Source organism: Streptomyces mauvecolor, assembly GCF_039532965.1.
Lineage (GTDB): Bacteria > Actinomycetota > Actinomycetes > Streptomycetales > Streptomycetaceae > Streptomyces > Streptomyces violascens.
In genome coordinates this window covers 1-21,698 of record NZ_BAAASQ010000053.1, presented here as the reverse complement: position 1 = coordinate 21,698, position 21,698 = coordinate 1, and the positions used below count along the sequence as shown (strand labels likewise).

The 21,698-nt window shown below is 69.1% G+C and carries 24 protein-coding genes and 5 pseudogenes; 19 read left to right on the top strand and 10 right to left on the bottom strand.

Features of this window, described 5'->3' with window-relative positions; all coding sequences use genetic code 11:
* Positions 1 to 311 precede the first annotated feature (311 nt).
* The 3 genes from ABD346_RS37060 to ABD346_RS37050 form a co-directional block, all read right to left on the bottom strand.
* Complete coding sequence (locus tag ABD346_RS37060) at positions 312 to 653, bottom strand: hypothetical protein (RefSeq protein WP_344380719.1); 342 nt, start codon at positions 651 to 653, stop codon at positions 312 to 314.
* Positions 654 to 744: 91 nt separating this feature from the next.
* Complete coding sequence (locus ABD346_RS37055; protein WP_344380718.1) at positions 745 to 1,176, bottom strand: hypothetical protein; 432 nt, start codon at positions 1,174 to 1,176, stop codon at positions 745 to 747.
* A 450-nt stretch (positions 1,177 to 1,626) separates the two neighbouring features.
* Complete coding sequence (locus ABD346_RS37050) at positions 1,627 to 2,430, bottom strand: radical SAM family protein (RefSeq protein WP_344380717.1); 804 nt, start codon at positions 2,428 to 2,430, stop codon at positions 1,627 to 1,629.
* A 56-nt stretch (positions 2,431 to 2,486) separates the two neighbouring features.
* Here ABD346_RS37050 and ABD346_RS37045 point away from each other — a divergent pair, with 56 nt between their 5' ends.
* Both ABD346_RS37045 and ABD346_RS37040 read left to right on the top strand, forming a co-directional pair.
* Positions 2,487 to 2,666 (top strand): hypothetical protein, encoded by a 180-nt coding sequence (locus tag ABD346_RS37045; protein WP_344380716.1) that lies wholly within the window; start codon positions 2,487 to 2,489, stop codon positions 2,664 to 2,666.
* Between the two features lie 162 nt (positions 2,667 to 2,828).
* Positions 2,829 to 3,557 (top strand): SDR family oxidoreductase, encoded by a 729-nt coding sequence (locus tag ABD346_RS37040; RefSeq protein ID WP_344380715.1) that lies wholly within the window; start codon positions 2,829 to 2,831, stop codon positions 3,555 to 3,557.
* Between the two features lie 265 nt (positions 3,558 to 3,822).
* Here the strand turns inward: ABD346_RS37040 and ABD346_RS37035 are convergent, their stop codons facing one another.
* Positions 3,823 to 5,067 (bottom strand): HEAT repeat domain-containing protein, encoded by a 1,245-nt coding sequence (locus ABD346_RS37035; RefSeq protein ID WP_344380714.1) that lies wholly within the window; start codon positions 5,065 to 5,067, stop codon positions 3,823 to 3,825.
* Between the two features lie 536 nt (positions 5,068 to 5,603).
* Entirely contained in the window at positions 5,604 to 6,263 is a 660-nt protein-coding gene (locus ABD346_RS37030; protein ID WP_344380713.1) for a hypothetical protein, read from the bottom strand.
* Between the two features lie 393 nt (positions 6,264 to 6,656).
* Here ABD346_RS37030 and ABD346_RS37025 point away from each other — a divergent pair, with 393 nt between their 5' ends.
* Both ABD346_RS37025 and ABD346_RS37020 read left to right on the top strand, forming a co-directional pair.
* On the top strand, positions 6,657 to 7,319 hold the full coding sequence (locus tag ABD346_RS37025; RefSeq protein WP_344380712.1) for an esterase/lipase family protein: 663 nt from the start codon (positions 6,657 to 6,659) through the stop codon (positions 7,317 to 7,319).
* A 17-nt stretch (positions 7,320 to 7,336) separates the two neighbouring features.
* Positions 7,337 to 7,492 carry a hypothetical protein gene (locus tag ABD346_RS37020; RefSeq protein ID WP_344380711.1) on the top strand — a complete coding sequence of 52 codons (156 nt, stop codon included), beginning with the start codon at positions 7,337 to 7,339 and terminating at the stop codon, positions 7,490 to 7,492.
* 268 nt (positions 7,493 to 7,760) lie between these two features.
* Here ABD346_RS37020 and ABD346_RS37015 read toward each other — a convergent pair whose 3' ends face one another.
* Positions 7,761 to 7,946 carry a hypothetical protein gene (locus ABD346_RS37015; RefSeq protein ID WP_344380710.1) on the bottom strand — a complete coding sequence of 62 codons (186 nt, stop codon included), beginning with the start codon at positions 7,944 to 7,946 and terminating at the stop codon, positions 7,761 to 7,763.
* Between the two features lie 1,329 nt (positions 7,947 to 9,275).
* On the opposite strand from ABD346_RS37015, the gene ABD346_RS37010 reads away from it, so the two are divergent.
* Positions 9,276 to 10,991, top strand: coding sequence for a peptidase S8 (locus tag ABD346_RS37010; RefSeq protein ID WP_344380709.1), 1,716 nt, complete (start codon positions 9,276 to 9,278; stop codon positions 10,989 to 10,991).
* Positions 10,992 to 11,208: 217 nt separating this feature from the next.
* On the top strand, positions 11,209 to 11,457 hold the full coding sequence (locus ABD346_RS37005) for a hypothetical protein (protein ID WP_344380708.1): 249 nt from the start codon (positions 11,209 to 11,211) through the stop codon (positions 11,455 to 11,457).
* Positions 11,458 to 11,584: 127 nt separating this feature from the next.
* Here the strand turns inward: ABD346_RS37005 and ABD346_RS37000 are convergent, their stop codons facing one another.
* Positions 11,585 to 11,779, bottom strand: coding sequence for a hypothetical protein (locus ABD346_RS37000; RefSeq protein WP_344380707.1), 195 nt, complete (start codon positions 11,777 to 11,779; stop codon positions 11,585 to 11,587).
* Here ABD346_RS37000 and ABD346_RS38740 point away from each other — a divergent pair.
* A pseudogene (locus ABD346_RS38740) lies at positions 11,718 to 12,248 on the top strand (hypothetical protein); the annotation flags it as partial. The gene ABD346_RS37000 and the pseudogene ABD346_RS38740 overlap by 62 nt on opposite strands.
* Here the strand turns inward: ABD346_RS38740 and ABD346_RS36995 are convergent.
* A complete protein-coding gene (locus ABD346_RS36995) occupies positions 12,221 to 12,349 on the bottom strand; it encodes a hypothetical protein (RefSeq protein ID WP_344380706.1) in 129 nt (42 codons plus the stop codon). The pseudogene ABD346_RS38740 and the gene ABD346_RS36995 overlap by 28 nt on opposite strands.
* Positions 12,350 to 12,372: 23 nt before the next feature.
* Between ABD346_RS36995 and ABD346_RS36990 the strand changes: the two genes are divergently transcribed.
* From ABD346_RS36990 to ABD346_RS36975, 4 genes and pseudogenes are all read left to right on the top strand, one after another.
* Positions 12,373 to 12,528 (top strand): hypothetical protein, encoded by a 156-nt coding sequence (locus ABD346_RS36990; RefSeq protein WP_344380705.1) that lies wholly within the window; start codon positions 12,373 to 12,375, stop codon positions 12,526 to 12,528.
* A gap of 49 nt (positions 12,529 to 12,577) precedes the next feature.
* Positions 12,578 to 12,742: a hypothetical protein gene (locus ABD346_RS36985; protein WP_344380704.1), complete on the top strand. Its 165-nt coding sequence runs from the start codon at positions 12,578 to 12,580 to the stop codon at positions 12,740 to 12,742.
* Positions 12,743 to 13,207: 465 nt separating this feature from the next.
* Positions 13,208 to 13,765 carry a hypothetical protein gene (locus ABD346_RS36980; protein WP_344380703.1) on the top strand — a complete coding sequence of 186 codons (558 nt, stop codon included), beginning with the start codon at positions 13,208 to 13,210 and terminating at the stop codon, positions 13,763 to 13,765.
* Positions 13,766 to 14,090: 325 nt separating this feature from the next.
* Positions 14,091 to 14,501 (top strand): annotated as a pseudogene (locus ABD346_RS36975) (transposase family protein); the annotation flags it as partial.
* A 74-nt stretch (positions 14,502 to 14,575) separates the two neighbouring features.
* Here the strand turns inward: ABD346_RS36975 and ABD346_RS36970 are convergent.
* Entirely contained in the window at positions 14,576 to 15,151 is a 576-nt protein-coding gene (locus ABD346_RS36970; protein WP_344380702.1) for a TetR/AcrR family transcriptional regulator, read from the bottom strand.
* Between the two features lie 241 nt (positions 15,152 to 15,392).
* Here ABD346_RS36970 and ABD346_RS36965 point away from each other — a divergent pair, with 241 nt between their 5' ends.
* The 8 genes and pseudogenes from ABD346_RS36965 to ABD346_RS36935 all read left to right on the top strand — a co-directional run bounded on the left by ABD346_RS36965 (position 15,393) and on the right by ABD346_RS36935 (position 21,471).
* A complete protein-coding gene (locus ABD346_RS36965) occupies positions 15,393 to 15,992 on the top strand; it encodes a (2Fe-2S)-binding protein (protein ID WP_344380701.1) in 600 nt (199 codons plus the stop codon).
* Positions 15,989 to 16,981 carry an FAD binding domain-containing protein gene (locus ABD346_RS36960; protein WP_344380700.1) on the top strand — a complete coding sequence of 331 codons (993 nt, stop codon included), beginning with the start codon at positions 15,989 to 15,991 and terminating at the stop codon, positions 16,979 to 16,981. Before ABD346_RS36965 ends, ABD346_RS36960 begins: the two co-directional genes overlap by 4 nt.
* Positions 16,978 to 19,116 (top strand): xanthine dehydrogenase family protein molybdopterin-binding subunit, encoded by a 2,139-nt coding sequence (locus tag ABD346_RS36955; protein ID WP_344380699.1) that lies wholly within the window; start codon positions 16,978 to 16,980, stop codon positions 19,114 to 19,116. The genes ABD346_RS36960 and ABD346_RS36955 overlap by 4 nt, the downstream gene beginning before the upstream one ends.
* Positions 19,109 to 20,245 carry an XdhC family protein gene (locus tag ABD346_RS36950; RefSeq protein WP_344380698.1) on the top strand — a complete coding sequence of 379 codons (1,137 nt, stop codon included), beginning with the start codon at positions 19,109 to 19,111 and terminating at the stop codon, positions 20,243 to 20,245. The genes ABD346_RS36955 and ABD346_RS36950 overlap by 8 nt, the downstream gene beginning before the upstream one ends.
* 121 nt (positions 20,246 to 20,366) lie before the next feature.
* Positions 20,367 to 20,546 (top strand): annotated as a pseudogene (locus ABD346_RS36945) (FAD-dependent monooxygenase); the annotation flags it as partial.
* Positions 20,512 to 20,670, top strand: a pseudogene (locus tag ABD346_RS38735) (IS21 family transposase); the annotation flags it as partial. The pseudogenes ABD346_RS36945 and ABD346_RS38735, both read left to right, overlap by 35 nt.
* Positions 20,667 to 21,020, top strand: a pseudogene (locus ABD346_RS36940) (transposase family protein); the annotation flags it as partial. The pseudogenes ABD346_RS38735 and ABD346_RS36940, both read left to right, overlap by 4 nt.
* Positions 21,021 to 21,126: 106 nt before the next feature.
* Positions 21,127 to 21,471, top strand: coding sequence for a VOC family protein (locus tag ABD346_RS36935; protein ID WP_344380697.1), 345 nt, complete (start codon positions 21,127 to 21,129; stop codon positions 21,469 to 21,471).
* On the opposite strand, the gene ABD346_RS36930 is transcribed toward ABD346_RS36935, so the two are convergent.
* A partial coding sequence (locus ABD346_RS36930; protein WP_344380696.1) for a hypothetical protein occupies positions 21,390 to 21,698 on the bottom strand: 309 nt, incomplete at its 5' end. The genes ABD346_RS36935 and ABD346_RS36930 overlap by 82 nt on opposite strands.

The window sequence follows — 21,698 nt, the reverse complement described above, 5'->3', positions numbered from 1 at the left end:
TTTGGATGCTGGGTGCGGAAAGTCGTCTGCTGTGGTGCCCGGGGTCAGGACCCCGGTGATGCCGGCCCACAGACGGCTGCCGGTGACGCCGCCTGGTCCCGGGCGGCGCGGGCGAAGAAAGGGGCGCGCTCGGTCGTGCGGCCCGGGACCGCTCCGGCTTGGACGTGCTCAGCACGCCGGGAAGGCCGGGGACCAAGGCGTGGCTGCGTATTGCCCACGCTTGGCCCCGGCTCTGCCCGGTACGTCGTCACCGGCTCTGCTTCATCCAGGCGAACTGATTGTGCAGAGCGAGAAGACGCGGGATCGGCAGTTCACGATTCATTGCCGTAGGGGCGGAATCGCGTAAAGAGGCCGATCGCCAGTCCGGCGGCCACTGCTCCCGCGACCAGGGTGAGAGGGCCGCCCTTGTTGTCGAGGAATCGAGGCAGGCTGACGCTGATGATGGCCGCGAGTACGACCGGCATCGTCAGCTTCGCAGGCAGGGTGGGGACACCCCGCCTGAGTGTATATATTCCGCCAGCTGCGGCGAGAATTGCCCCTGCTGCCGATACCGCTCCGCTCTGCATGTCACTGTGAAGGAAAGAAGTGACAGTGGCAACGGCAAGGAACGCGCCCATGGCGAATGCCGCAAGAGCAAACCAGGGTTTGCGCATATTCCCTCCTAAGGAGTGGTGGCGCACCGCTGAATTGCGGTGCGCCACACGTTGTCACCCATCAGGGTGCTCTACTGCCTGCCTGTTCTTGCTAGCAGGTGACGGCGCCGGCGACGGCTCCGCCGATGCCTCCGGCCACCCCGCCGGCGACAGCCCCGGGAGCGCAGCCCGTCACTGCGTCGCCGACGCAGCCAGCCACCGCCCCGGCCGTACCGCTGGCCGTGGTCGACTTGCTGACGCAGCTCAGCCAGTCCGAGAAGCCGAAGGTGGTGATGGCGCCCGCGGCGGCTATCTTGTGGCCGTCGACGCTCGCCAGGTTCAGCGTGGCCGTGTCACCGCTCACCGCCCACTTCCCGGAGAAGACGTGGCCGCCACCCTTGATCGTGGCCGGAGCCGCGTCCAGCTCCTTTCCCCTGGCGTCCTGTACAGCGAGCTCTCCATTGGACTTGACCGCAAGGTGGTCGCCCTTGGGCAGGGCGAACTCCATCTGCAGCGACGTCTGCGTCGCGTTGCTGACCTTCACATGGAAAGCCTCCGTCGGACCCGTCTGGTCTGCTGCATTGGCGGTACCGGTCACAGTACCCATAAGCAGACCGGACAGGGCAATAGCCGGGGCAACTGCCCGACCCATGCGCAACATTATTCAATTCCCCCTTCAATTATTTCATTACACGCCAGCGCCGATAACGGCATCACACCCCTGGGGTGTGTGGTCACATGCCGAAAGCAACGCCGAAGACATGCAAACACTCCGAAAGACCCATGGTCAAACTCGGTCACTAAACGCAGATCTCATGAGAGATCTCTTGAAGAGGTGTGCACTCCGCGGGCCGGGAATCTCCATCCCGTATTCACATTGAGGTGAAAGAGGAAGACATAGGGCGCGGATGTCCCATATGTCCTAGGCGCTCCCGAACCCTTGTCATGCGGCGGTCTCGTCTCGTGGTGTCGACGGGATGGTGCAGCTAGGACGCTAGTCGGCTCGGCTACGGCTCGTGCTGCGTTGCTTGATGTAGTCCTCCCAGCTGGGAATGCCGTGGTGGGCGGCGCGGGTGCGGATGTGGTCGGTGACCTGCTGGATGTAGGGCGGGGGCATGGCGGGGTGTTGGTGGTAGTCGGCGGCCAGTTGTTGGTGGAGGTGGGGTGGGAGGGTGTGGACGGTCTGGGTATGGAACCGGGTGCGGGTGCCGGGGCTGATGCGCAGGATGTCGGCGTAGACGGTGACGGCTCCGGCTTGGGCGCAGGCGTCGACGAGTGCGTTGAGGGCGTCGGGGTGGTCGCCGGCGTGGGGGATGTCGCGGCGCAGGAGGGCGGATTTGGTGGTTGTGGTGAAGGGGACGCGGTAGTCGGTCAGGGCGCGCAGGATGTCGGGCATCAGCTGGTAGCGGCCTTCGGCGCGTTGGTAGCAGTCGGTGGAGGTGCCGACCGTGACCCATTGGCCGCGGGTTTCGCCGGTGCGCAGTTCGCGGCGCAGTACCTGGGCGGCGTTGGTTTTGACGTAGAGGTGGGTCTGGAAGTCCTGGCCGGTGTTGTGGCCGAGGTGGTGGTGGCCGTCTCGGGCGAAGCAGTAGGTGCAGGCGTGGGTGCAGCCGCGGTAGGGGTTGAGGGTGAAGCCCATGCCGCCGGGGGCGGCTTCGGGTACGCGGTTGAGGAGGGTGCGGGCCCGGATTTCGTGGAAGGTGATGCCGTCGAAGTCGGGGGACGGGGGCGGTTCGGGGGTGACCTCGGACATGGGGAAGAGCGCGCTTTGGCCGGTCTCTCGGGCGGGCTCGGTCATGAGAGCGGCCCCTTGGTGTCGCGCGGTGCCTGCTTGCTACCTTCCGCCGTGAGGGAGTGGGTGGCGTTCAGGAGTTGCTGGCCCAACTCCCGCAAGGGTCCGGCGAGTTCGGGGGAGCCGTGCAGGGTGGTGTCGGGGCCGAGGTTCAGCAGGTGCTGGGCGATGTGCAGGGGGCGGTCGACGGTGCACGAGCCGTCGCCCGCTGGGGTGATGCGGTCGGGCAGGGCACCGGTTAGGGCACGGATGGATTCCGCGTCGGTGGTGACGGTTGCGCGGGCGTGGTGGCGGGCCGGGGCGCCGGCGATGTGGCCGAATATGTACGACCTGGTCTCACATTCAAGGCCTGCATAGGGATCATGTGCAATATTTCAGACAAACCTCCCGACGGAAGGCGTGTCATGAAGTTCGCGGTCATCGGCGGTACCGGGCTGATCGGGTCGCAGGTCGTCACGCATCTGAACGCCGCCGGGCACGAGGCGGTGCCGCACTCGCAGTCCACCGGAATTGACGTCATCAGCGGCCGGGGACTGGACGAGGCAATGTCGGGGGCCGACGTCATCGTCAACCTGACGAACTCCCCGACCTTCGACGAAGCCTCCCTGGCCTTCTTCCAGACCTCGATGGACAACCTTCTGGCCGCGAGCCAGGAAGGTGGCGTCCGTCACTTCGTCATTCTCTCGATCGTCGGCGCGGACCAGGTGCCGGAGCTGGACTACTACCGGGCCAAGGTGCTCCAGGAGGACATCCTGAAGGCCGGACCGATCCCCTACTCGATCGTCCGCGCGACGCAGTTCATGGAATTCATCGACGCGATCCTTTCCTGGACCGCCGACAGCGACACCGTCCGGCTGCCCGCCACGCCGATTCAGCCGATCGCCTCCAAGGACGTGGCCGACGCGGTGGCAGAAGTCGCTGCGGGCGCCCCGCTGGGAGGCATCCGCAGCATCGCCGGACCCGAGGTCTTCTCCCTGGACGAGCTGGGCCGGCTCACCCTGTCCCATAAGTCCGACAGCCGCACCGTTGTCACCGACCCAACCGCCGGCATGTTCGCCGTCGTCAAGGGTGACGTCCTCACCGACAAGGACGCCCACCTCGCCCCCACGCACTACGCCGACTGGCTCTCCTGAACCGTTTGCACCCTCCAGCTTCCAGCTCGGCCAGACAGAGACGATTGTGCCTGAGCGCCGTAGATGGCCGGAGTTTTCATGCTGCTTGGCCGCTCGCTGGGTCACCGACGGGTGTAGGCGGAGTGACGGAATGGATGAGCCGCCGTGAGGTGGTGGGGCTGGCCCGTAGTGTCCGGTGCTGTTCTCGCTGCCGTCGGTTCCCGGGTGGGGATCTGGTGGGTGTTTTACCGGGTGGGGAGTGGTCCGGTTGGTGAGGCTGGGCGGTTCAGTCGGCGGGGAGCAGTGCCCGGTGGTGGTACCAGACGGCGTGGAAGGCCGCGTAGTAGGGCGAGTCCTGGCCGATGGGGCCGAGGCTGCGCAGTACCCCGTCGCCGCGTGGGTCGTCGCGCAGGAACAGCTGGATCGCTGCCGTGACCCGTACGGCCTCGACCTCGTCGTGGAGACAGGCGGCGAGAGCATCCGAAGGGGCAGGAGAATCCGTGGAAGCCTGAGCGACTGCCCCGCATGCCGCCTCGCGTACCAGGGCATCCGTGTCCTGGGTGCACGCCACGACGGCGGTCAGCGCCTCGCGATTTCCCTGCGCGACCGGCCGGTGGAGGCCGGAGATCGCCCATCGCCGGACCTCCCGGTCGTGGTGGCGGGTGAGTGCCGGCAGCGGCTGCTCGGCCCGGGGGTCCATGGCCTCGGACAGGCCGGCGGTGAGTGCCCGCATCACCCGTGGATCCTCCTCGCGTGCTGCCCAGGGCAGGAAGAGGTCGACGAGCGGCACATCGAAAGGGCTGTCGTCGCTCTCGTCGAAGAGGTTGATGAGACGGATCACCTCGGCGCCGCAGTACCGCTCCAGAGGATTCGGGCGGCCGCGCAGGGCGGCGGCCTCCGCCCAGACGGCGGGGGCGCGGCGCCCCTGGAGTGTGAGCGTCGTCGCCGACCACACCGGCTGGTCGACGTCCGGCTCGGCCAGGGCGCGGCCCAGCAACTCCTCGAAGGCCGGTGCGATCCCGTACCGGGGCTCCAGCTCGGCGAGGATCGCGGTGTGCCCGTTGCGGACCGTCAGGCCACCGAGTGACAGTTCTTCGCAGACGTTCCCCCACCCGTCCACAACCGCTCTGCGCGCGACCGGCTCCGATGTGCCGCTCCTGCGGCGCAGCTCGGCCTCGGCGCCCGTGAGGTGCCAGTGCCGCGCCAGCTCCAGGGCGTTACGCCCCTCGGCGTCGGTGAGCCCGAGATCCGCTCCGCCGCTGACGAGCACGGACGCGATCTCGCAGGCGCCACGGTCGACGGCTCGCAGCAGAGGCGTACGGCCGTCGGCGGCGGCGCGGTTCAGCTGGACCGGCTGGTCCGCCATCCTCAGCTCTTCGATAACCGGAAGGTCGAAGGCGTCCACGGCCAGACACAGTGCCGGAGTGCCGTGCCCGTCAACCGTGTTGGGGTCGGCGCCCGCCGCCAGCAGAGCTGCCACCGCCTTGACGTCCCCGCTCCGCACTGCCGCTATGAGTGGATCCTCGCCCATGTCTCCGTACCAACCTCTCACCCCATGCAGGGACCGCCACAGCATCGAACCGCTGACGGCCCGCCGTATCAGCGCCCCTGACCCGGGTGCCGCACCTGGCGACACCTGCCAAGCGAGTGGGCTTCCACAACTCGTAGGGCAGGCGCCGAACGGGAATCCCCCACACCACCACGGGAACCCTATACGCTCCAAGCCGTGTTTCCCCTGGTCACGACGTTCCAGCGGTGATTCTCACTGGAACCGGACAGCCAAGGGCATCTCGCGGTCGCCGACGGCGACGCCGCATGGGCGCCCCTCCCGCCTGCCGCACGAGCCACGGTGGGCCCAAACGGCCTCGCGGCCTTGGCCAACCAGCCTGCACACCTCGGTCAAGTAGCGTGAAAACTTTGGCCATCAAGCCTGAAAAGTGGCTGTCTACGGTGCTCAGGCACAGCGATCCAGGTAGCCGACAGGCGCTCAGGCACAGTTGCCCTATTGGTTGCCCAACAGGTTGCTTTACGCGTTGCCTTACCGGTTGCCGTACACATTGCCTACCTTCACTGGTTCACCCAGGGAAGTCGCAGGCCATCGGCATCGGGTGAGCGGCCGGCTCCGCCGACACCAGGCAGAGCGACGTGGAACAGTGGGTGGCGTTCGTCGAGGGCCAAGGGCAGGGAGCAGGCCGCCCTCGCGCCTGCCACCAAAGTGGTGAGCCGTTGGTGATCGCTCTCGTCGATGGTCACGTGGCGGATCGTTCCGTTCGGCGTCTCCCAGACGAAGTCCACGGATTCGTCCTCGGGCAGCGCGTCAAGGACCGCATCGACATCAGGGGTGAGGTCGGGCCAGACGGTCAGGAGCGCGCGTGGGCCGAGCGCGGCGCGGACGGTGTCGAGGTTGTTCTCGGTGAGGCGGTGCCAGCGGGTGGCGTTGCGGAGGTAGGCCTCCTCCAGCAGGAGCGTCTGCGGTGCGGCCAGTTCTGCGCGTACTTGTTCCCAAAAGTCTTCGTCCGCAGCCGGTGTCACCTCTGGTGCCTCAAGGTCTGCGGCGTAGGGCGAGGCCGTGATCGGCTCCGCGAACAGGCCGAGCTCGCGAGTCCGGGCGACGGCTGCTTCGCAGGGCCGGTCGCTTCCGACGTACAGGTACTGATCCCACCCGACGTGCACGGTGAACGTGTCCTGCTGCTCCAGCCGGCACCAGGCGCCCTGGTCACGGAGCATGGCCCGGACCAGTTCCAGCCGCCCTGCCTACCCCTTTCGAGGTTCGTGTTTCCTCCCTTCAGAACCTCTTGCCTCGTGTGCATACTGGGGGCCCTGAAAGTTACTCGGGGTACGAGGCCGGCGGTCCGGGATTCTCCTCGGGCGGCACCAGAGCCGGCGTCTGACGGTACGTCATCTGGTGGGGACGGCGGAAGAGGTCACCCGCGGTTCACTCCTCGGCCGACACCCTGGGAAACATCGCGCGCGGCCCGAGTTCCACACTTCTCAGGAGCCGTCTTGCACATACCGAAATATGTCACCGCCGTCTGTGCCACTGCCGCGGCGACGGTCTTGGCTACCTCCACGTCCGCGGCCGCGGAGACCGGCCCCGAGCAGCACGATTTTCTTCCTGCCATGGTCCATTCCATCCTCCACCTCGACATCGATCCGCCGGGCGCCAACGACTGGAACTGCCGTCCCGGCGCCGCCCATCCGCGTCCGGTCGTCCTGGTGCACGGGACCTACGAGAACCGCTACAACAGCTGGGCCCGGATGTCCCCCGAGTTGAAGGCTCAGGGCTACTGCGTCTACACCCTCGACTACGGCGACACCGACGACGCCGGAGTGGCTCTCGCTCCCACCGTCAAGGGTCATGGAGACATCAAGCAGTCCTCCAAGGAGCTGGCCGCCTTCGTGGACAAGGTGCTCGCTGCCACCGGCACCGGCCAGGTGGACCTCGTCGGCCACTCCCAGGGCGGGACCCTGGCCCGCTGGTATCTCAAGGCCGACGGAGGCGCGAACCCGACCGACCCCTCGAAGAACAAGGTCAAGAAGGTCGTCCAGCTCGGCGCGACCAACCACGGCACCACCATGAGCGGCATCGAGACGCTCGCCGACATGCTCCACATGCTGGGCCCCGGGGAGAAGACCTTGGGGAAGGCGGGCGTCCAGCAGTACGAGAAATCCGACTTCGTCAAAGAGCTCAACGCCGACGGGGACACCGTTCCTGGGATCGACTACACCGTGATCGGCACGAAGTACGACGGATCACCACCCCATGGCAGAGCACGTTCATGACGGCGGGCCCCGGAGCAATGGTGCACAACATCACCTTGCAGGAGGGCTGCTTCGTCGACCTCTCCGCCCACCTGAGCATGTCGTACAGCCCGCGTGCGATCGGATGGGTCAAGCGGGCCCTGGACCCCTCGGCCCCGGCAGCTCCCTGTGTGCCGAGGGCGCCCGCCTTCTGATTCCGGCTCGAACGTCCGCCTTGGCCGATCTCGATCGTCAGTCGGCCGCCGGAGTATGCCGGAGAGCAAGGCGGCCGACGCCGCCCCCAGTCCAGTGAAGCTCTGGCGGCCGCCATTCCGGACGGTCTTCAACGCCCTGGTTCACCCCAGGAAACTCAACCGCACCTGGCGGTCCGGGTTGTCCTTGTTCGGCCATGGTGCTGGAGATGCCTGTAGCGCACCGGGCGGCCGGTCACCGCGCCGATCGTCTCCGCTCTCTGCTCGTGTGTCAGAGCCCGGAGCCCGTCAGGAAGTGCGAGGCCCCGTCATGGCCTTCGTCGAGGAGCGTACGGACGACGGTCTCGGCGGCGTCGCGGTCGTCGAGCAGTGGCTGGGCAGCCTTGCCATAGGGGCCGCGTACGACGCCTTCGGAGCGAGTCGCCTCGGCCCGGCGCAGCGTCATATGGGCTGGCATGCACGGGCCGCAGGATTGTCCAGGGCACCCCCGAGCCCCGCACCCGTCCTCCAGTGCGTGGTGGAAGTCCGCATGAGGGGCGTTGTGGGTGGTGGCGGGGGTGCCCTCGCGCAGACTGTGTGACGAGCTGAGCACAATCTGCCCGGAGTGCTCGGCGAGGGCCCTCCACGACGGCCAGCGCGTTCTGGGGAGCGGTGAAGTGGCCGGTCGCATGGTGGTAGGGGCAGAGCATGAACGCGGCCCGCACGCCGCCGAGTTCGTTCAGGCGGGCCGTCAGCCCGTCCGGGTCGGTCACCTTGCCGGTGACCGGCTCGACGGAGTCGGGAAGGGAGCCGAGGATGTGCTGTGCCAGCTCACTTTCGAGGGCGTCCGGGAATGGCGGTACGTAGCGTTGAGTAATGACCAGAACGCTGGGACTTCAACTTGAGTTGACGTCAACGCCGGGATGCCATCGTGGTATCCGGACCCGGATTCGTCTGGGATCTGCGAATCCGTGAGCACCGCCGGCGGACCATGAGCACGGTTTTCGTTCAGGAGCAGTCAGGTGGGCGGGATCTGCGGTCTTCTGCACCCGGGCGGAGTTTCATAGCGGTTCGGTCCCAGCCGTGATGGCAGCGCAGGCACAAGTCCCCCCGGTGATCACAGAGCGTTGCAGTTCCATGAGTGCGGAATCCGTGCCTGTCCCATCTGCTGGCTGGCCCCACCCGTCCCCCGTCCCCTCTGCCCGACCTCTTGGTTCGGGAGATCGAAACGGGCAAGTCCCCAACTACTCATATGGTGCACGGTGGTTGAGTGGGCCTCCCTGAGGCCGTGGTCAATGAGTGGTCAAGATATGCCCATGCATTTCCGTTTGCTGGTTCAGGTGCAGGCCAATTCCCGTCCAGCCGCGAGTAGCGACCCGACAGGTATTTACCTGCTCTGGCCCTGTTCTGTCCGTCCTGTTCACAGCCCCGTAACGAGTTGAGCGGACAAACCCCAGGCCCAGCCCGTTGACCGGTGCTCATCAAGTCTGCTTTGCTTCCGCCCGGCGAACGGTGCCACCACAGCCCGTGGTGACAGTTCGTTAGATAAATCGGGTTCGCGTTTCGGTATGGGGGCTTGCTTCCCTGTCTGCGGAGAGAGCAATTCCCCGCGGAACGGCCGTCGCTCGCCCAGGGAAATCCCCTGTGCGATCGCGATGTTGCTTTCCGCTGCTCTCTTCACGCGGATATTTCGGCGGGGTATCGAGTTTCTGTTCGGGGCGTGACCTGCCGTCCGCCGCCATCCAGCTGAGCGGTCACGGCCGTCGACCGACGCGCGGTGACCGGTACGAGAGAGGCACCCCCACCCATGGGTATCCCCCATATATCAAGAGCCGCGCAGCGGACCGCCCTGACCGGGCTCGTCTCGCTCGCCTTCGCCACCACCGGCCTGGTCGCGGCCGGTTCGGCCCAGGCCCAGACCGCCGCGAGCACCGGCGCGTCGGTCTCGGCCACCCCGCACGTGAAGCGGCTCTGCTCGCAGCCCACCAAGCACCGGGTGATGGCCTGCAAGGCGATCGCCCGCACCGACGTCGTCCAGCCGCGTGCGCTGACGGTCAACGCGGTCTCGCCGCTCGCCGTGCCGTCCGGCTACGGTCCGTCCGACCTGCTGAGCGCCTACAACCTGCCCGCGAACGGCGGTGCCGGCGCGACGATCGCCATCGTCGACGCCCAGGACGACCCCAACGCCGAGTCCGACCTGGCCGCCTACCGCAGCCAGTACGGCCTGCCTGCCTGCACCACGGCCAACGGCTGCTTCAGCAAGATCGACCAGAACGGCGGCACCAACTACCCGTCCGCAGACGCCGGTTGGGCGGGCGAGATCTCCCTGGACCTCGACATGGTCTCGGCGATCGCCCCCAACGCCCACATTCTGCTGGTCGAGTCCAGCACGGCCAACATGAGCGACCTGGGCACCGCGGTCAACACCGCCGTGGCTCAGGGAGCCAAGTATGTGTCCAACAGCTACGGCGGATCCGAGGACTCCTCGGACCTGACCGCGGACAACCAGTACTTCAAGCATCCCGGTGTCGCGATCACCGTCTCCGCGGGTGACTCCGCGTACGGCGCCGAGTACCCGGCGGCCTCCCAGTACGTGACCTCGGTCGGCGGCACCGCCCTGAAGCGGGACTCCAGCGCCCGTGGCTGGTCCGAGTCGGTGTGGCACACCAACAGCACCGAGGGCACCGGCTCCGGCTGCTCGGCGTATGACCCCAAGCCCAGCTGGCAGACCGACAGCGGCTGCTCGAAGCGTGCCATCTCCGACGTGTCGGCCGTCGCCGACCCGGCCACCGGTGTCGCGGTGTACGACAGTTACCAGGCCAGCGGCTGGAACGTGTACGGCGGCACCAGTGCCTCCGCGCCGATCATCGCCGGCGTCTACGCGCTGGCCGGCACGCCCGGCACCGGCGACTACCCGTCGAAGTACCCGTACGCGCACACCAGCGCGCTCAACGACGTCACCACGGGCAGCAACGGCACCTGCTCGCCCAGCTACCTGTGCACCGCAGGCCCCGGCTACGACGGCCCGACCGGCCTCGGCACCCCGAACGGCACCACGGCCTTCGCCACGGGTGGGAGCACCGGCGGCAGCGCGCTGACCAACGGCGCCTTCGAGGCGGGCACCCTGAGCGGCTGGACCTCCACCGGCTCCGCCGTCGCCAGCACCGCCGCCGCCCACACCGGCAGCTACGGCGCCCTGGTCGGCTCGTCCAGCCCGACCAACACCTCCTCCATCGCCCAGACCTTCACGGCGCCGACCGGCAGCTCCAAGGTCTCCTTCGCCTACGACGTAACCTGCCCCGACACCGTCACCTACGACTGGGCCACCGCCACGCTGACGGACAACACGAGCGGCACCACCACGACGGTCCTGCCCAAGACCTGCACCAACGGCGCCGGTTGGAAGACCGCCTCCGGCTCCCTGACCGCGGGCCACAGCTACACCCTCACACTCACCAGCAAGGACGACGACTACGTGGGTGACGAGACGTACACGTACTACGATGACGTGACCGTCTCCTGACACCCGACTGACGTGTGACGTCACCGGCACACATTCGGGCCCCTCTCCCACCCAACATGGGGGAGGGGCCCGTTCCGCGGCCCTCGCTCCGGCCCGACCGGGAACCGGGCGCGCCCGGCAGTCACACGAGCACACGACTGACCTGCTTCTTCCGCGAGGTCCCGGCAGTCACCACTTCCTGTCGGACAGCCGGGATCAGCCGGGGGAACACTCGTACATGAACAGGGAAGAGCAGTCGGTCTCGGGGATGGGTCTTTCCTGCCGACTGACGGCAGAGGACTTCAAGGAGGCCCTCCGCGCCCGCGCGAGAGCCTCGTCCGCCGCCCCTCGTCAGCGCACCATCATGCTCGTGTGCGGCTCGGTGGCCCTGGTGAGCGGGATCATGGCGCTGCTGACCGGCGGCAGCCTCCCCATGCCGATGATGGTGGGCATCGTCGTGTTCGGTGTGCTTCGAAGCTGCTTGTAATCCCGGTGCGTATGTCGGTGGCCAGGTGGATCACCCCGCCCACGGTCACTTGACGGAGAGTCAACTGACCGCGGAATTGGTCACTGTGGACGACTGGCGCTTGGCTCAGTGGTTCGTGCCGCACGCGTCATTCATCTGAGCCGACGCAGTTCGTGGCGCTACCGGCCAGTGCGATCAGCTGGGGACCGGCCAGCAGCACCACACGGTCGGCCGCGGGGTCGAACCCGAGCACCGGGTTCCCGTAGTCGCCTTCGCCGGTCATGACCACCGCCTTGCCCAGCCGGCGGCCGATCGCATCCAGGAAGCCGCACAGGGTGTCCACGCCGCCCTGGCTATACAGCTCGCAGGTCTACGTCGAAGTCGATCTCATCGGCGGACAGCGGACGCAAGATCGCCAGCACATCCGGGACCGGCCACCCACGCAGATCGGCGGTGCCCGCATCGGCGGGACGCGACAGCACCTCCGCGGCAGACGGCAGCGGCCAGGCCACGCCGCCCGGGCAGTCCCCGATGTGCTGCGGCGCAGCTTCACCGCATCCGGGCCCGACCGGGCCTGGGCCGGTGGCATCACCTATCTGCCCGTCGCCGACCGGGAATTCCTGTATCTGGCCACCGTCATCGACGCGTCTCCCGTATGTTCTCCCGCCCGCCTGCTGGGCTGCTCGATGGCCGATCACACGCGGGCCGAGCCCGTCACCGACGCGCCCGACGCGGCCGTCCACACTCGCGGCGCCCAGGTGGACGGCGTCATTTTCCACAGCGGTCACGGCGCCCCGTACGGGTCGAAGGCGTTCACCGACACCTGCCGCCAAGCCGCGACCCGGCGGTCCATGGAAGCAGTCGGCACCTGCGCGGACAACACCGCCGCAGAGTCGTTCTTCGCCTCGCTCAAGCGGGAGATCCTTCCCGACGGCCGTGGCCGGCCGTGGCCGGCCGAGCCAACGAGCCGCTCGGCTCGCCGTCTTCCGCCGGCTCGGCTTCTACAACCACCGGCGCCGGCACTCCACGACCGGCTATCTCACGCCGGTCCTCTACGAACACAGATCAACTCCCCTGGCCATCGCTGCATGACAACCGGTGTCCACGATCAAGGCGGAAGCCCCGCTGCCTGGACTTCGGGATGGGTGCACCCGGCTCGCACCAGACGACGATCGCCGCCGACGCCGTGATTTTCACACCCAGCGCCTTCGCGAAGCAGATCCTGCACCGCGCCGGACTCATCCAGCGCACCCGCAGCTCCCGACACGTCCTCTACCAGCGACTTCCGGCAGCCGACCCGGTGTGACCGACCGCCGCCGACCAGCAACACCACGCCCTGCAGGTGCCAAAAAATCGGCCGCTCCCGCACTGTTCAGCACGCAGCCGGAGGCGTGCGCGAATCCGCGCGGTTCCCCATGGGCGATGGAGCGAAGCCCTGGCGACAGCGGTGGTGTGAGGGGTGCGGCGGCGCAGAGGCATGGCAACTGCAGGGTTGGACGGCGGTGTTGGCGGTGATGTCGCGGCGTTCCTGTCCGCCTCGGTGGCATGTTGTCGTGCATGAGCCGAGTTGGCTCCGGTCGAAGGACACTGGGCTCTGTAGGCCACCAAGAAGCCGTGATGTTCCGGTCAGGGGATGTCTATGGGAAGGCAACGATTGGACACGTCGTCTGTTGTTCACCGTCAGGGTCTACTCGCATAGACCGTGGGGCTGGTGTCATTCCGTCAGCCGCCCGGCATCCCCAGCCGGGCCCGGACCCGACGGAGCCCCCACATGCCTTCGATACCCCGACTCGCCCCCGTCCTGGGCGTGTTCGCCCTCGCCGCCGGTGCACTGACCGTTGGTACGGCCGGCGCCCACGCCACCACGACCCCGGCCGCGACTGCGGTCTCGGTGTCGTGTTCGCAGTCGTATCTGCCGCTGCCCGACCCGGACTGCCAGCCCGGCGCCTACAACCCGGACGTCACGCAGGACACGATCGACTCGACGATCTGTGTGCCGGGCTGGACGTCCACCGTGCGCCCGCCCACCTCGTACACGAATCCGCTGAAGGTGCAGCAGATCGCGGCCTACGGCTACAGCGACACCAGCACGGCCGACTACGAGGAGGACCACCTCGTCCCCCTGGAACTCGGCGGCGCGCCCCGCGATCCGAAGAACTTGTGGCCTGAGCCGCGTTACAGCACGGGCGGCAAGACCGCGGGGAACAAGGACACCGTCGAGAACCGCCTCAAGACCGCCGTCTGCAACGGCCAGGTCCCCCTCGACAGTGCCCGCCAAGCGATCGCGGCCGACTGGACCACTGCGCTGGCAGCCGTCGGCTTGGGCTGATTGCAGCGCGCCAGGGCGTTGCCTGCGACGTGCTGGCCCCGGCGAGGAGGGACGCGACTTTGACCGACGGCGGGAGCTGTCGGGCTGGATACCGCCGGATCGTGGCAGCTCGGCGCAGCCGGGCTGGTGACACCTCAACGCCGGTGACACCTCAACGTAGATCGCGTGCGCGGTCCGTCCTAGTGGCTCGTGGTGCTGGCGCCAGTCGGCCGCAGGCAGACGTCCGGTCGTGCCGGGTGCCCATGCCTGTCCCGGGACCGTGTCCGGTCCCGGGAGCACGACGTACGGCTCATGGGGCGCCAACCAGAAGGACCCGCGCGGCCGGTTGAACGAGCCCCAGCCCGCCGAGCTCGGCCCGTTCGGCGGGCTGAGCCCGCGTTCCTTGAAGAAGCTGGTGACCGTGCTGCGCCGCGAGGGTGCGGATCCGGTCCGCATAGGTCGGCCGTGGTCCCTTCCGCTGGAGGACCGGGTACTGCTCGTGTCGGCCTACTGGCGCACGAACTTGACGATGCGTCAACTCGCGCCGCTCTTCAGTATCTTGAAGTCCGCAGCCGACCGGATCAGCGACCACCTCGATCCCGCGCCTGCCTCGCGGCCCCGCAGGCGGTTCGGCAAAGACGCCGTGCTCATCGTGGACGGCACCCTGGTGCCCACCCGCGACCACACCATCGCTGAACAGGCCAAGAACTACCGATACTCCACGAGGCAACAGGTCGTCATCGAAGCCGATGCCCGAGACACCGCCCGGCTCTGGGCCCGACGGCGTCATCGCTGATGACTTCCGGCCACGGCGCGGCCGCCGGGCGGTGCTCAGGCGCCGGCGGGCCCCGTGCGCAGTCCGGCCACGACCAGGTCGAGGAGGCGGGCGGCGCGGGGCTCCCAGTCGTCGTGCGGGTCGAGCTGCCACAGGCCCGCGATGGCGAGGAGGAAGTCGTCCACGGTGTAACCGGGGCGGATGGTGCCGGCGTCCTGGCCGGCGCGGAGCAGCAGGCCCGCCGCCCTCATCACCGGGGTGGGCGGCGGCTTCTCCGGCCCGCCGGGGGTGCAGGTGGCCTGGCGGATCGCGTCGGCCAGCCCGGCCTTGGCCATGGCGAACTCGGCGAGCCGGTCCATCCACGCGCGCAGGGCCTGGTCGGGCGGCCGGGTCTCCAGCAGCTGGGTGGCGCTGTCGGCGACCTGCTGCATCTCGTGGCGGTATATCTCCAGCACGAGCGATTCGCGGTTGGGGAAGTTGCGGTAGAAGGTGCCCTGCCCGACGCCCGCCTTCTTGGCGATCATGCTAAGCGGGGCGTCCGCGCACCGGGACAGTTCGACGAGGGCCACGTCGAGTATGCGCTCGCGGTTGCGCTGCGCGTCCGAGCGCCGGGGCGAGTCCTGCTGCGGCACGCGTCCTCCTCATGGGTCCGTGGCGGGAACCCATCCTTGCCAACCGGACAGCTGTCCGGTACGTTCTCAAGTAACGGACAGTTGTCCGGTTGTGTCCATCATAGCGGCGGACGCAATCCAGCGGCAGTCGCCGGCTGCCCCTGTCCGGGTCAGTGCCCAGCACCTTCGTTTCGCCCCGCGCCGTACGCACTCCGGCCGCCGGACCCTCCCGTCCGCACTGTCCATGCGAAAGAAGCAGCTCATGACCTCATCGACGTCCAGTGTCGTCTCGACGTCCAGTGTCATCACCTTGAAGATCAACGGCGAGAAGCACACACTGCCCGTCGACCACCGCACCACCCTGCTCGACGCACTCCGCGAGCGCCTCGACCTGACCGGCACCAAGAAGGGCTGCGACCAGGGACAGTGCGGGGCCTGTACCGTCCTGCTGGACGGGCGCCGGGCGGTCGCCTGTCTGCAACTGGCCGTCGCGGCCGAGAACCGCGAGATCACCACCATCGAGGGCGTGGCCGACGGCGACCGCCTGCACCCCGTGCAGCAGGCCTTCCTCGACCTGGACGGGTTCCAGTGCGGCTACTGCACCCCGGGCCAGATCTGCTCGGCGATCGGGGTGATCGAGGAACACGCGGCGGGCTGGCCGAGCGCCGCCACCTCCGACGTACGGCCTGAGGCGGGGCCGCCGCCGCTGAGCGCCGAGGAGATCCGGGAGCGGATGAGCGGCAACCTCTGCCGCTGCGGCGCGTACGTGTCGATCGTAGAGGCGGTGGCCCGCGCGGCCCAGGTCCAGGCCGACGGGCGCCGCGGCGAGGATGTTCCGGCGGGCAAGGGGGCGGCGGCATGAGGGAGTTCGACTACCAGCGGGCGTCCGACGTCGCGGGCGCCGTCGCGCTGCTCGGCGCCGATCCGGACACCCGCTTCCTCGGTGGCGGCACCAACCTCGTCGACCTGATGAAGTCCGGGGTCGAGCGCCCCGTCCGGCTCGTCGACATCCGTGAACTCCCGCTCGACGAGATCGAGTCGACGCCGGACGGCGGACTGCGCATCGGCGCCACGGTCACCAACGGCGACCTCGCCGCCCACCCCGAGATCCGGCGTCGCTACCCGGCCCTCGCGCAGGCGGTGCTGGCGGGCGCCTCGGGACAGCTGCGCAACATGGCCACGGTCGGCGGGAACCTGCTCCAGCGCACCCGCTGCGGCTACTTCACCGACGTCACCAAGCCCTGCAACAAGCGGGTGCCCGGCAGCGGTTGCCCAGCGATCGAAGGCGAACACCACAACCACGCGATCCTCGGCGCCTCCGGTCACTGCGTGGCCGTACACCCCTCGGACATGGCCGTGGCCCTGGCCGCCTTCGACGCCGTGGTCCACTTCCACACGGCCCACGGGCCGGGGGAGTTGCCACTCACCGACTTCTACCTGCCCGTCGGCGACACCCCGCACCGCGAGACGGCCCTGCTGCCGGGCACGCTGATCACCCACGTCACGCTCCCGCCCGCCCCGGTCGCCGCCCGCTCCCGCTACCGCAAGGTGCGCGAGCGCGCCTCGTACGCCTTCGCCATCGGCTCGCTCGCCGCGGCGCTCGACGTCCGCGACGGCGTCGTGCAGGACGCCCGTCTGGCCTTCGGCGCCGTCGCCTCCCGTCCGTGGCGGGCCGGCGCGGCCGAGCGGGTCCTCATCGGTGCGCCTGCCGACGCCGGGACCTACGCCGCCGCGGCGGACGCCGAGCTGGCGGCGGCCCGGCCGCTGCCGCACAACGGCTACAAGGTGGAGCTGATCCGCAACCTCGTGGTGGCCGTCCTGTCCGAACTCGCCGAGGAGGACGCCCGATGACCACCCTCACCACCGCCACCACCCTGCACACAGCAGCCGTCGGCACCGCGCACACCCGGGTCGAGGGACGGGACAAGGTCACCGGAGCCGCCCGCTACGCCGGGGAGGTTCCCTTCGCCGACCTCGCCCACGGCTGGCTGGTGCTGTCCACGGTCGCGCGTGGCCGCATCCGTGACCTCGACACCGAGTCCGTCCTCGCCATGCCCGGTGTCCTCGCCGTGCTGGAACACCGCAACGCCCCGCGCCTCACCACCGACTACACCGGCCTGCTGGGCATGCGGCCGGACCCCACCTGCGCCGTCTTCCAGCACGACCGGGTGCCCCATCTGGGCTGGCCCGTGGCGCTGGTCGTGGCCGAGACGTCCGAGCAGGCCAGAGAGGCCGCCGAAACGCTCGTGGTGCGCTACGAACAGGAGCCGCACGATGTCGGGTTCGGCGCCGGACACCCCGACGCCTACGCGGCGGACGGACACATTCCGGCGGTGACGGAGAAGGGTGACCTAGACGCCGGACTGGCCGCCGCGGCCGTCGTCGTGGACGCCGAGTACACCACTCCCGAAGAGCACCACCATCCGATGGAACCCCATGCCGCGACCGCCCGCTGGGACGGCGGCCGGCTGGAGGTGACCGACTCCAACCAGGGCGCCACCTGGGTCGTCGGCGAGCTGGCGAACCTCTTCTCGCTCGACCCGGCCGCGGTGCGCGTACGCTCCGAACACGTCGGCGGTGGCTTCGGCAGCAAAGGCGTGCGCGCCCACCAGGTCGCCGCCGTGATGGCCGCGACCGTCCTGCAGCGGCCGGTGCGCGTCGTCCTGACGCGCCGTCAGATGTTCTCGCTGGCCGGCTACCGCAGCCCCACCATTCAGCACGTCCGGCTCGGCGCCGACACAGACGGACACCTGCGTGCCCTGGCGCACCACTCCCTCAACCAGACCGCCACCGGCTACGAGTTCGTGGAAGCGAGCGCCGGGGTGGCCCGGGTGATGTACGACGCCGACGCCCACCACACCGCCAACCGCGTCGTACGGCTCGACATACCGTCCCCGACGTTCATGCGCGCCCCGGGCGAGGCGCCCGGATCGTTCGCGCTCGAGGCCGCCCTCGACGAACTCGCCGAGAAGTGCGGGATCGACCCGATCGAACTGCGTCTGCGCAACGAACCCGACCGGGGGCCGGTGTCCGGCCTGCCGTTCGCCGGCCGCAATCTGGCCGCCTGCTTCAGGGAGGGCGCCCGCAGGTTCGGCTGGGCCGAGCGGGACCCACGCCCCGGGCTGCGCCGCGAGGGCCGGCTGCTGCTCGGCACGGGTATGGCGGCCGCCTCCTTCCCGGCGGGCGCCATGCCGTCCACCGCGAGTGCGACCGCGCACCCGGACGGCACCTTCACCGTCCGGATCTCGGCGGCCGACATCGGCACGGGGGCCCGTACCGCACTCACCCTGGTGGCCGCCGACGCGCTGCGGACGTCTCCCGAACGCGTCCATGTGCGCATCGGCGACAGCGACTTCGGCCCGGCGATGATCGCCGGCGGCTCCATGGGCACCCGCTCCTGGGCCTGGGCGATCCGGGTGGCGGCCGCGGAGCTGTGCGAGCGGCTGGCCCTCGGCACCGGCATCCCGCCCGAGGGGATCACTGTACGGTCGGACACCACCGCGGCCATCGGCGCCCTCGCCGCGGCCGAACGGCACTCCTACGGCGCTCAGTTCGCGGAGGTCTCCGTGGACCCCGGCACCGGCGAGGTGCGGGTGCGGCGCATGCTCGGCATCTTCGCGGCGGGCCAGATCATCAACCCGCTCACCGCGCGCAACCAGTTGCGGGGCGGCATGATCTGGGGCATCTCCATGGCTCTGCACGAGGAGGCCGTCCGCGACCGCGCCTCGGGCGGACACGTCGGCGCCGACCTCGCGGGCTACCACGTCGCGACCCACGCCGACGTGCCCCGCATCGAGGCCGACTGGATCGAGGACACCGATCCCGACGACCCGGTCGGGATCAAGGGCATCGGTGAGATCGGCATCGTCGGCGCCGCGGCCGCCGTCGCCAACGCGGTCTGGCACGCGACCGGTGTGCGCCACCGCAGCCTGCCCATTCGCCCGGACCGGATCCTCGCGGCCGCCGCGGAGGCGCCGGATGCTTGACCTGGCCGAGGAACTGCACCAATGGGCCGAAGACGGCCGGGAATTCGCCGTCGCGACCGTCGTGGCGGTCGGCGGCAGCGCGCCACGCGGTCCGGGCGCCGCCCTGGCCGTCGACAGCGAGGGCACCGTCATCGGCTCGGTCTCCGGCGGCTGCGTGGAGGGCGCGGTGTACGACCTGTGCCGCGAGGCGCTGCGGTCCGGCGAGAGCGTGCTCGAACGGTTCGGCTACAGCGACGAGGACGCCTTCGCCGTGGGACTGACCTGCGGTGGGACCATCGAGGTGCTGGTCACCCCGGTCTCCGGCCGGACCGGGGCGCTGTCGGCCGCGGCGCTGGCGGCCGCCGTCCGCCGTGAACCCGTGGCCCTCGCCCGGGTCGCCCGCGGCCCGGCCGGACTGCGCGGACACGCCCTGCTGGTCCGGCCCGACGGCACCTGCGAGGGCGGACTCGGCGGCCACCCGGACCTGGACCGGGTGGCGGCGGCCGAGGCCCTGGCCCTGCTGGAGTCGGGCCGTACCGACACGGTGGAGCTCTCTGCGGACGGCTCGCACTGCCCTGGCGGTCTCACGCTGCTGGTCGAGTCGAACGTGCCGCCGCCGCGCATGATCGTGTTCGGCGCGATCGACTTCGCGGCGGCGCTCGCGAGGGTGGGAAAGTTCCTCGGCTATCACGTGACCGTCTGTGACGCCCGCCCGGTCTTCGCCACCCGGGCCCGCTTCCCCGAGGCCGACGAGGTCGTGGTGGACTGGCCGCACCGGTATCTGCGGCGCACCGGCACCGATGCCCGCACGGTGCTGTGCCTGCTCACCCACGACGCCAAGTTCGACGTGCCTCTGCTGACGGCAGCGCTGCGGATGCCGGCGGCGTTCATCGGGGCGCTGGGCTCGCGCCGTACGCACGAGGACCGCACCCGGCGGCTGCGCGCGGAAGGCGTGACCGCGGCGGAACTGGCCCGGCTGCGCTCGCCGATCGGCCTCGACCTCGGCGCCCGGACGCCCGAGGAGACCGCGCTGTCGATCGCGGCGGAGATCGTCGCCGTCCGGCGGGGCGGTACAGGTGTCCCGCTGACCGGTTCGACGACGCCGATCCACCACGACGACGAAAAACCGGGGAGGCGGGAGGCCGCCTGAAGGAGTCGAATATGCATCGGTCGATGAGTTAATACGGATGAATCAGCGCTCCCGAATCTGCTGCTGACTCACTGCTCTTCCGAAGGGCAGGACTGCCACGGAACAAGCCACGTGCTGCGTCGTGGGCAGCGGCACCGGGGGCATGGTGCTCGCCCTGCTGCCGGCCCGGTCCGGCATCGACGTGACGGTGCTGGAGAAGCACGGCGACTTCCTGCGCGACTTCCGCGGCGACACCGTCCGCCCCTCCACCCTGGCGCTGCTGGACGACCTCGTTCCTGCCAGGCCGCCTGTTCGCCTCCCCGGCGGACTTCAACCGGCAGCTTGAGGACTGGCTTACCAGGGCGAATGCGCGGACCGTCCGCGCGATCCAGGGGCGGCCGGTTGACCTGCTGGAGACCGACTGCCAGGCGATGGTCCCGCTGCCGCTCCCGCGCTTCCCGGAGCCGTCCACGACATCAAGGCCGCACGGGTCCACGGCATCATCGCCGCCCTGGAAGAAGCCGGTGTGCGGTGCTGGGCCGATAAGGGCTGCCGAGGAGCCGGCGGCACCGTGCGAGTGCCCTACTGGGGCCGCAGGGAGAAGCTGTCCGCAGGTCAGCAGGCCGTCAACCGCGCGTACACGAAGATTCGCGCATGCGTCGAACAGGCCATCGCCACCGTCAAGACCTGGCGGATTCTGCGCAAGCTGCGCTGCTCCACCGTCCGTATCACGAGCCTCATACAGGCCATCCCCACGCTGCACACCGCACAGGTCGGAAAGCCTCAATGTGGGTGAGCGGCGCCTGGCCTCACCGTCCTCGTGGAGAACCGGCCCCCTCCTCCGATGAGTTTCGGTCACGGGAGTGGTCCAACTTCCGAAACGACTATGAGGAGTGATCCGAGTGGACCTGTACAGCATCATGTGTGTGAGTGACCGGATCAAGGCAGTGGAGTGGTTCGAGGTGTTCTTCGGGCGCCCAGCGGACGAGATCATCGGCGAGGAATACCTGTGGCGGGTCGGTGAGAACGCGTGGGTCGTCGTTGACGATCGGGACGTGCGCGCTGAGCGAGTAGGCGGAGCCATGATCACGCTCGGCGTGAACAACCTCTCCGAGATCCTGGCCCGACTCGCCGCACACGGGATCGACCACGAAGCGGTCGAGACCTACAGCAACGGTGTACGCCACGTCGTCGTGCTGGACCCTGATGGGAACAGCCTCTCGCTCGCCGAAGCACCCACCCAGTGAGCCTCTTTCAACCTGCACGGCGTGAGCATCTGCATGTTGGCGTCGGCCTCGATCACCTGCTTAAGGGCCGCCACCGCCGGACCGAGTTCCTCCTGGCGTCCCGGGCCGGTTCCCGCGAAGCCCGCCAGCCAGGCGTTCACGGCCTGGCGGCTGGCCGGCAGGTAGTGTTTCACGGCGGCCTCCGGCAGGACGACGTTGAGGCCGTCGCTGACCGCGTTGAGCCCGAG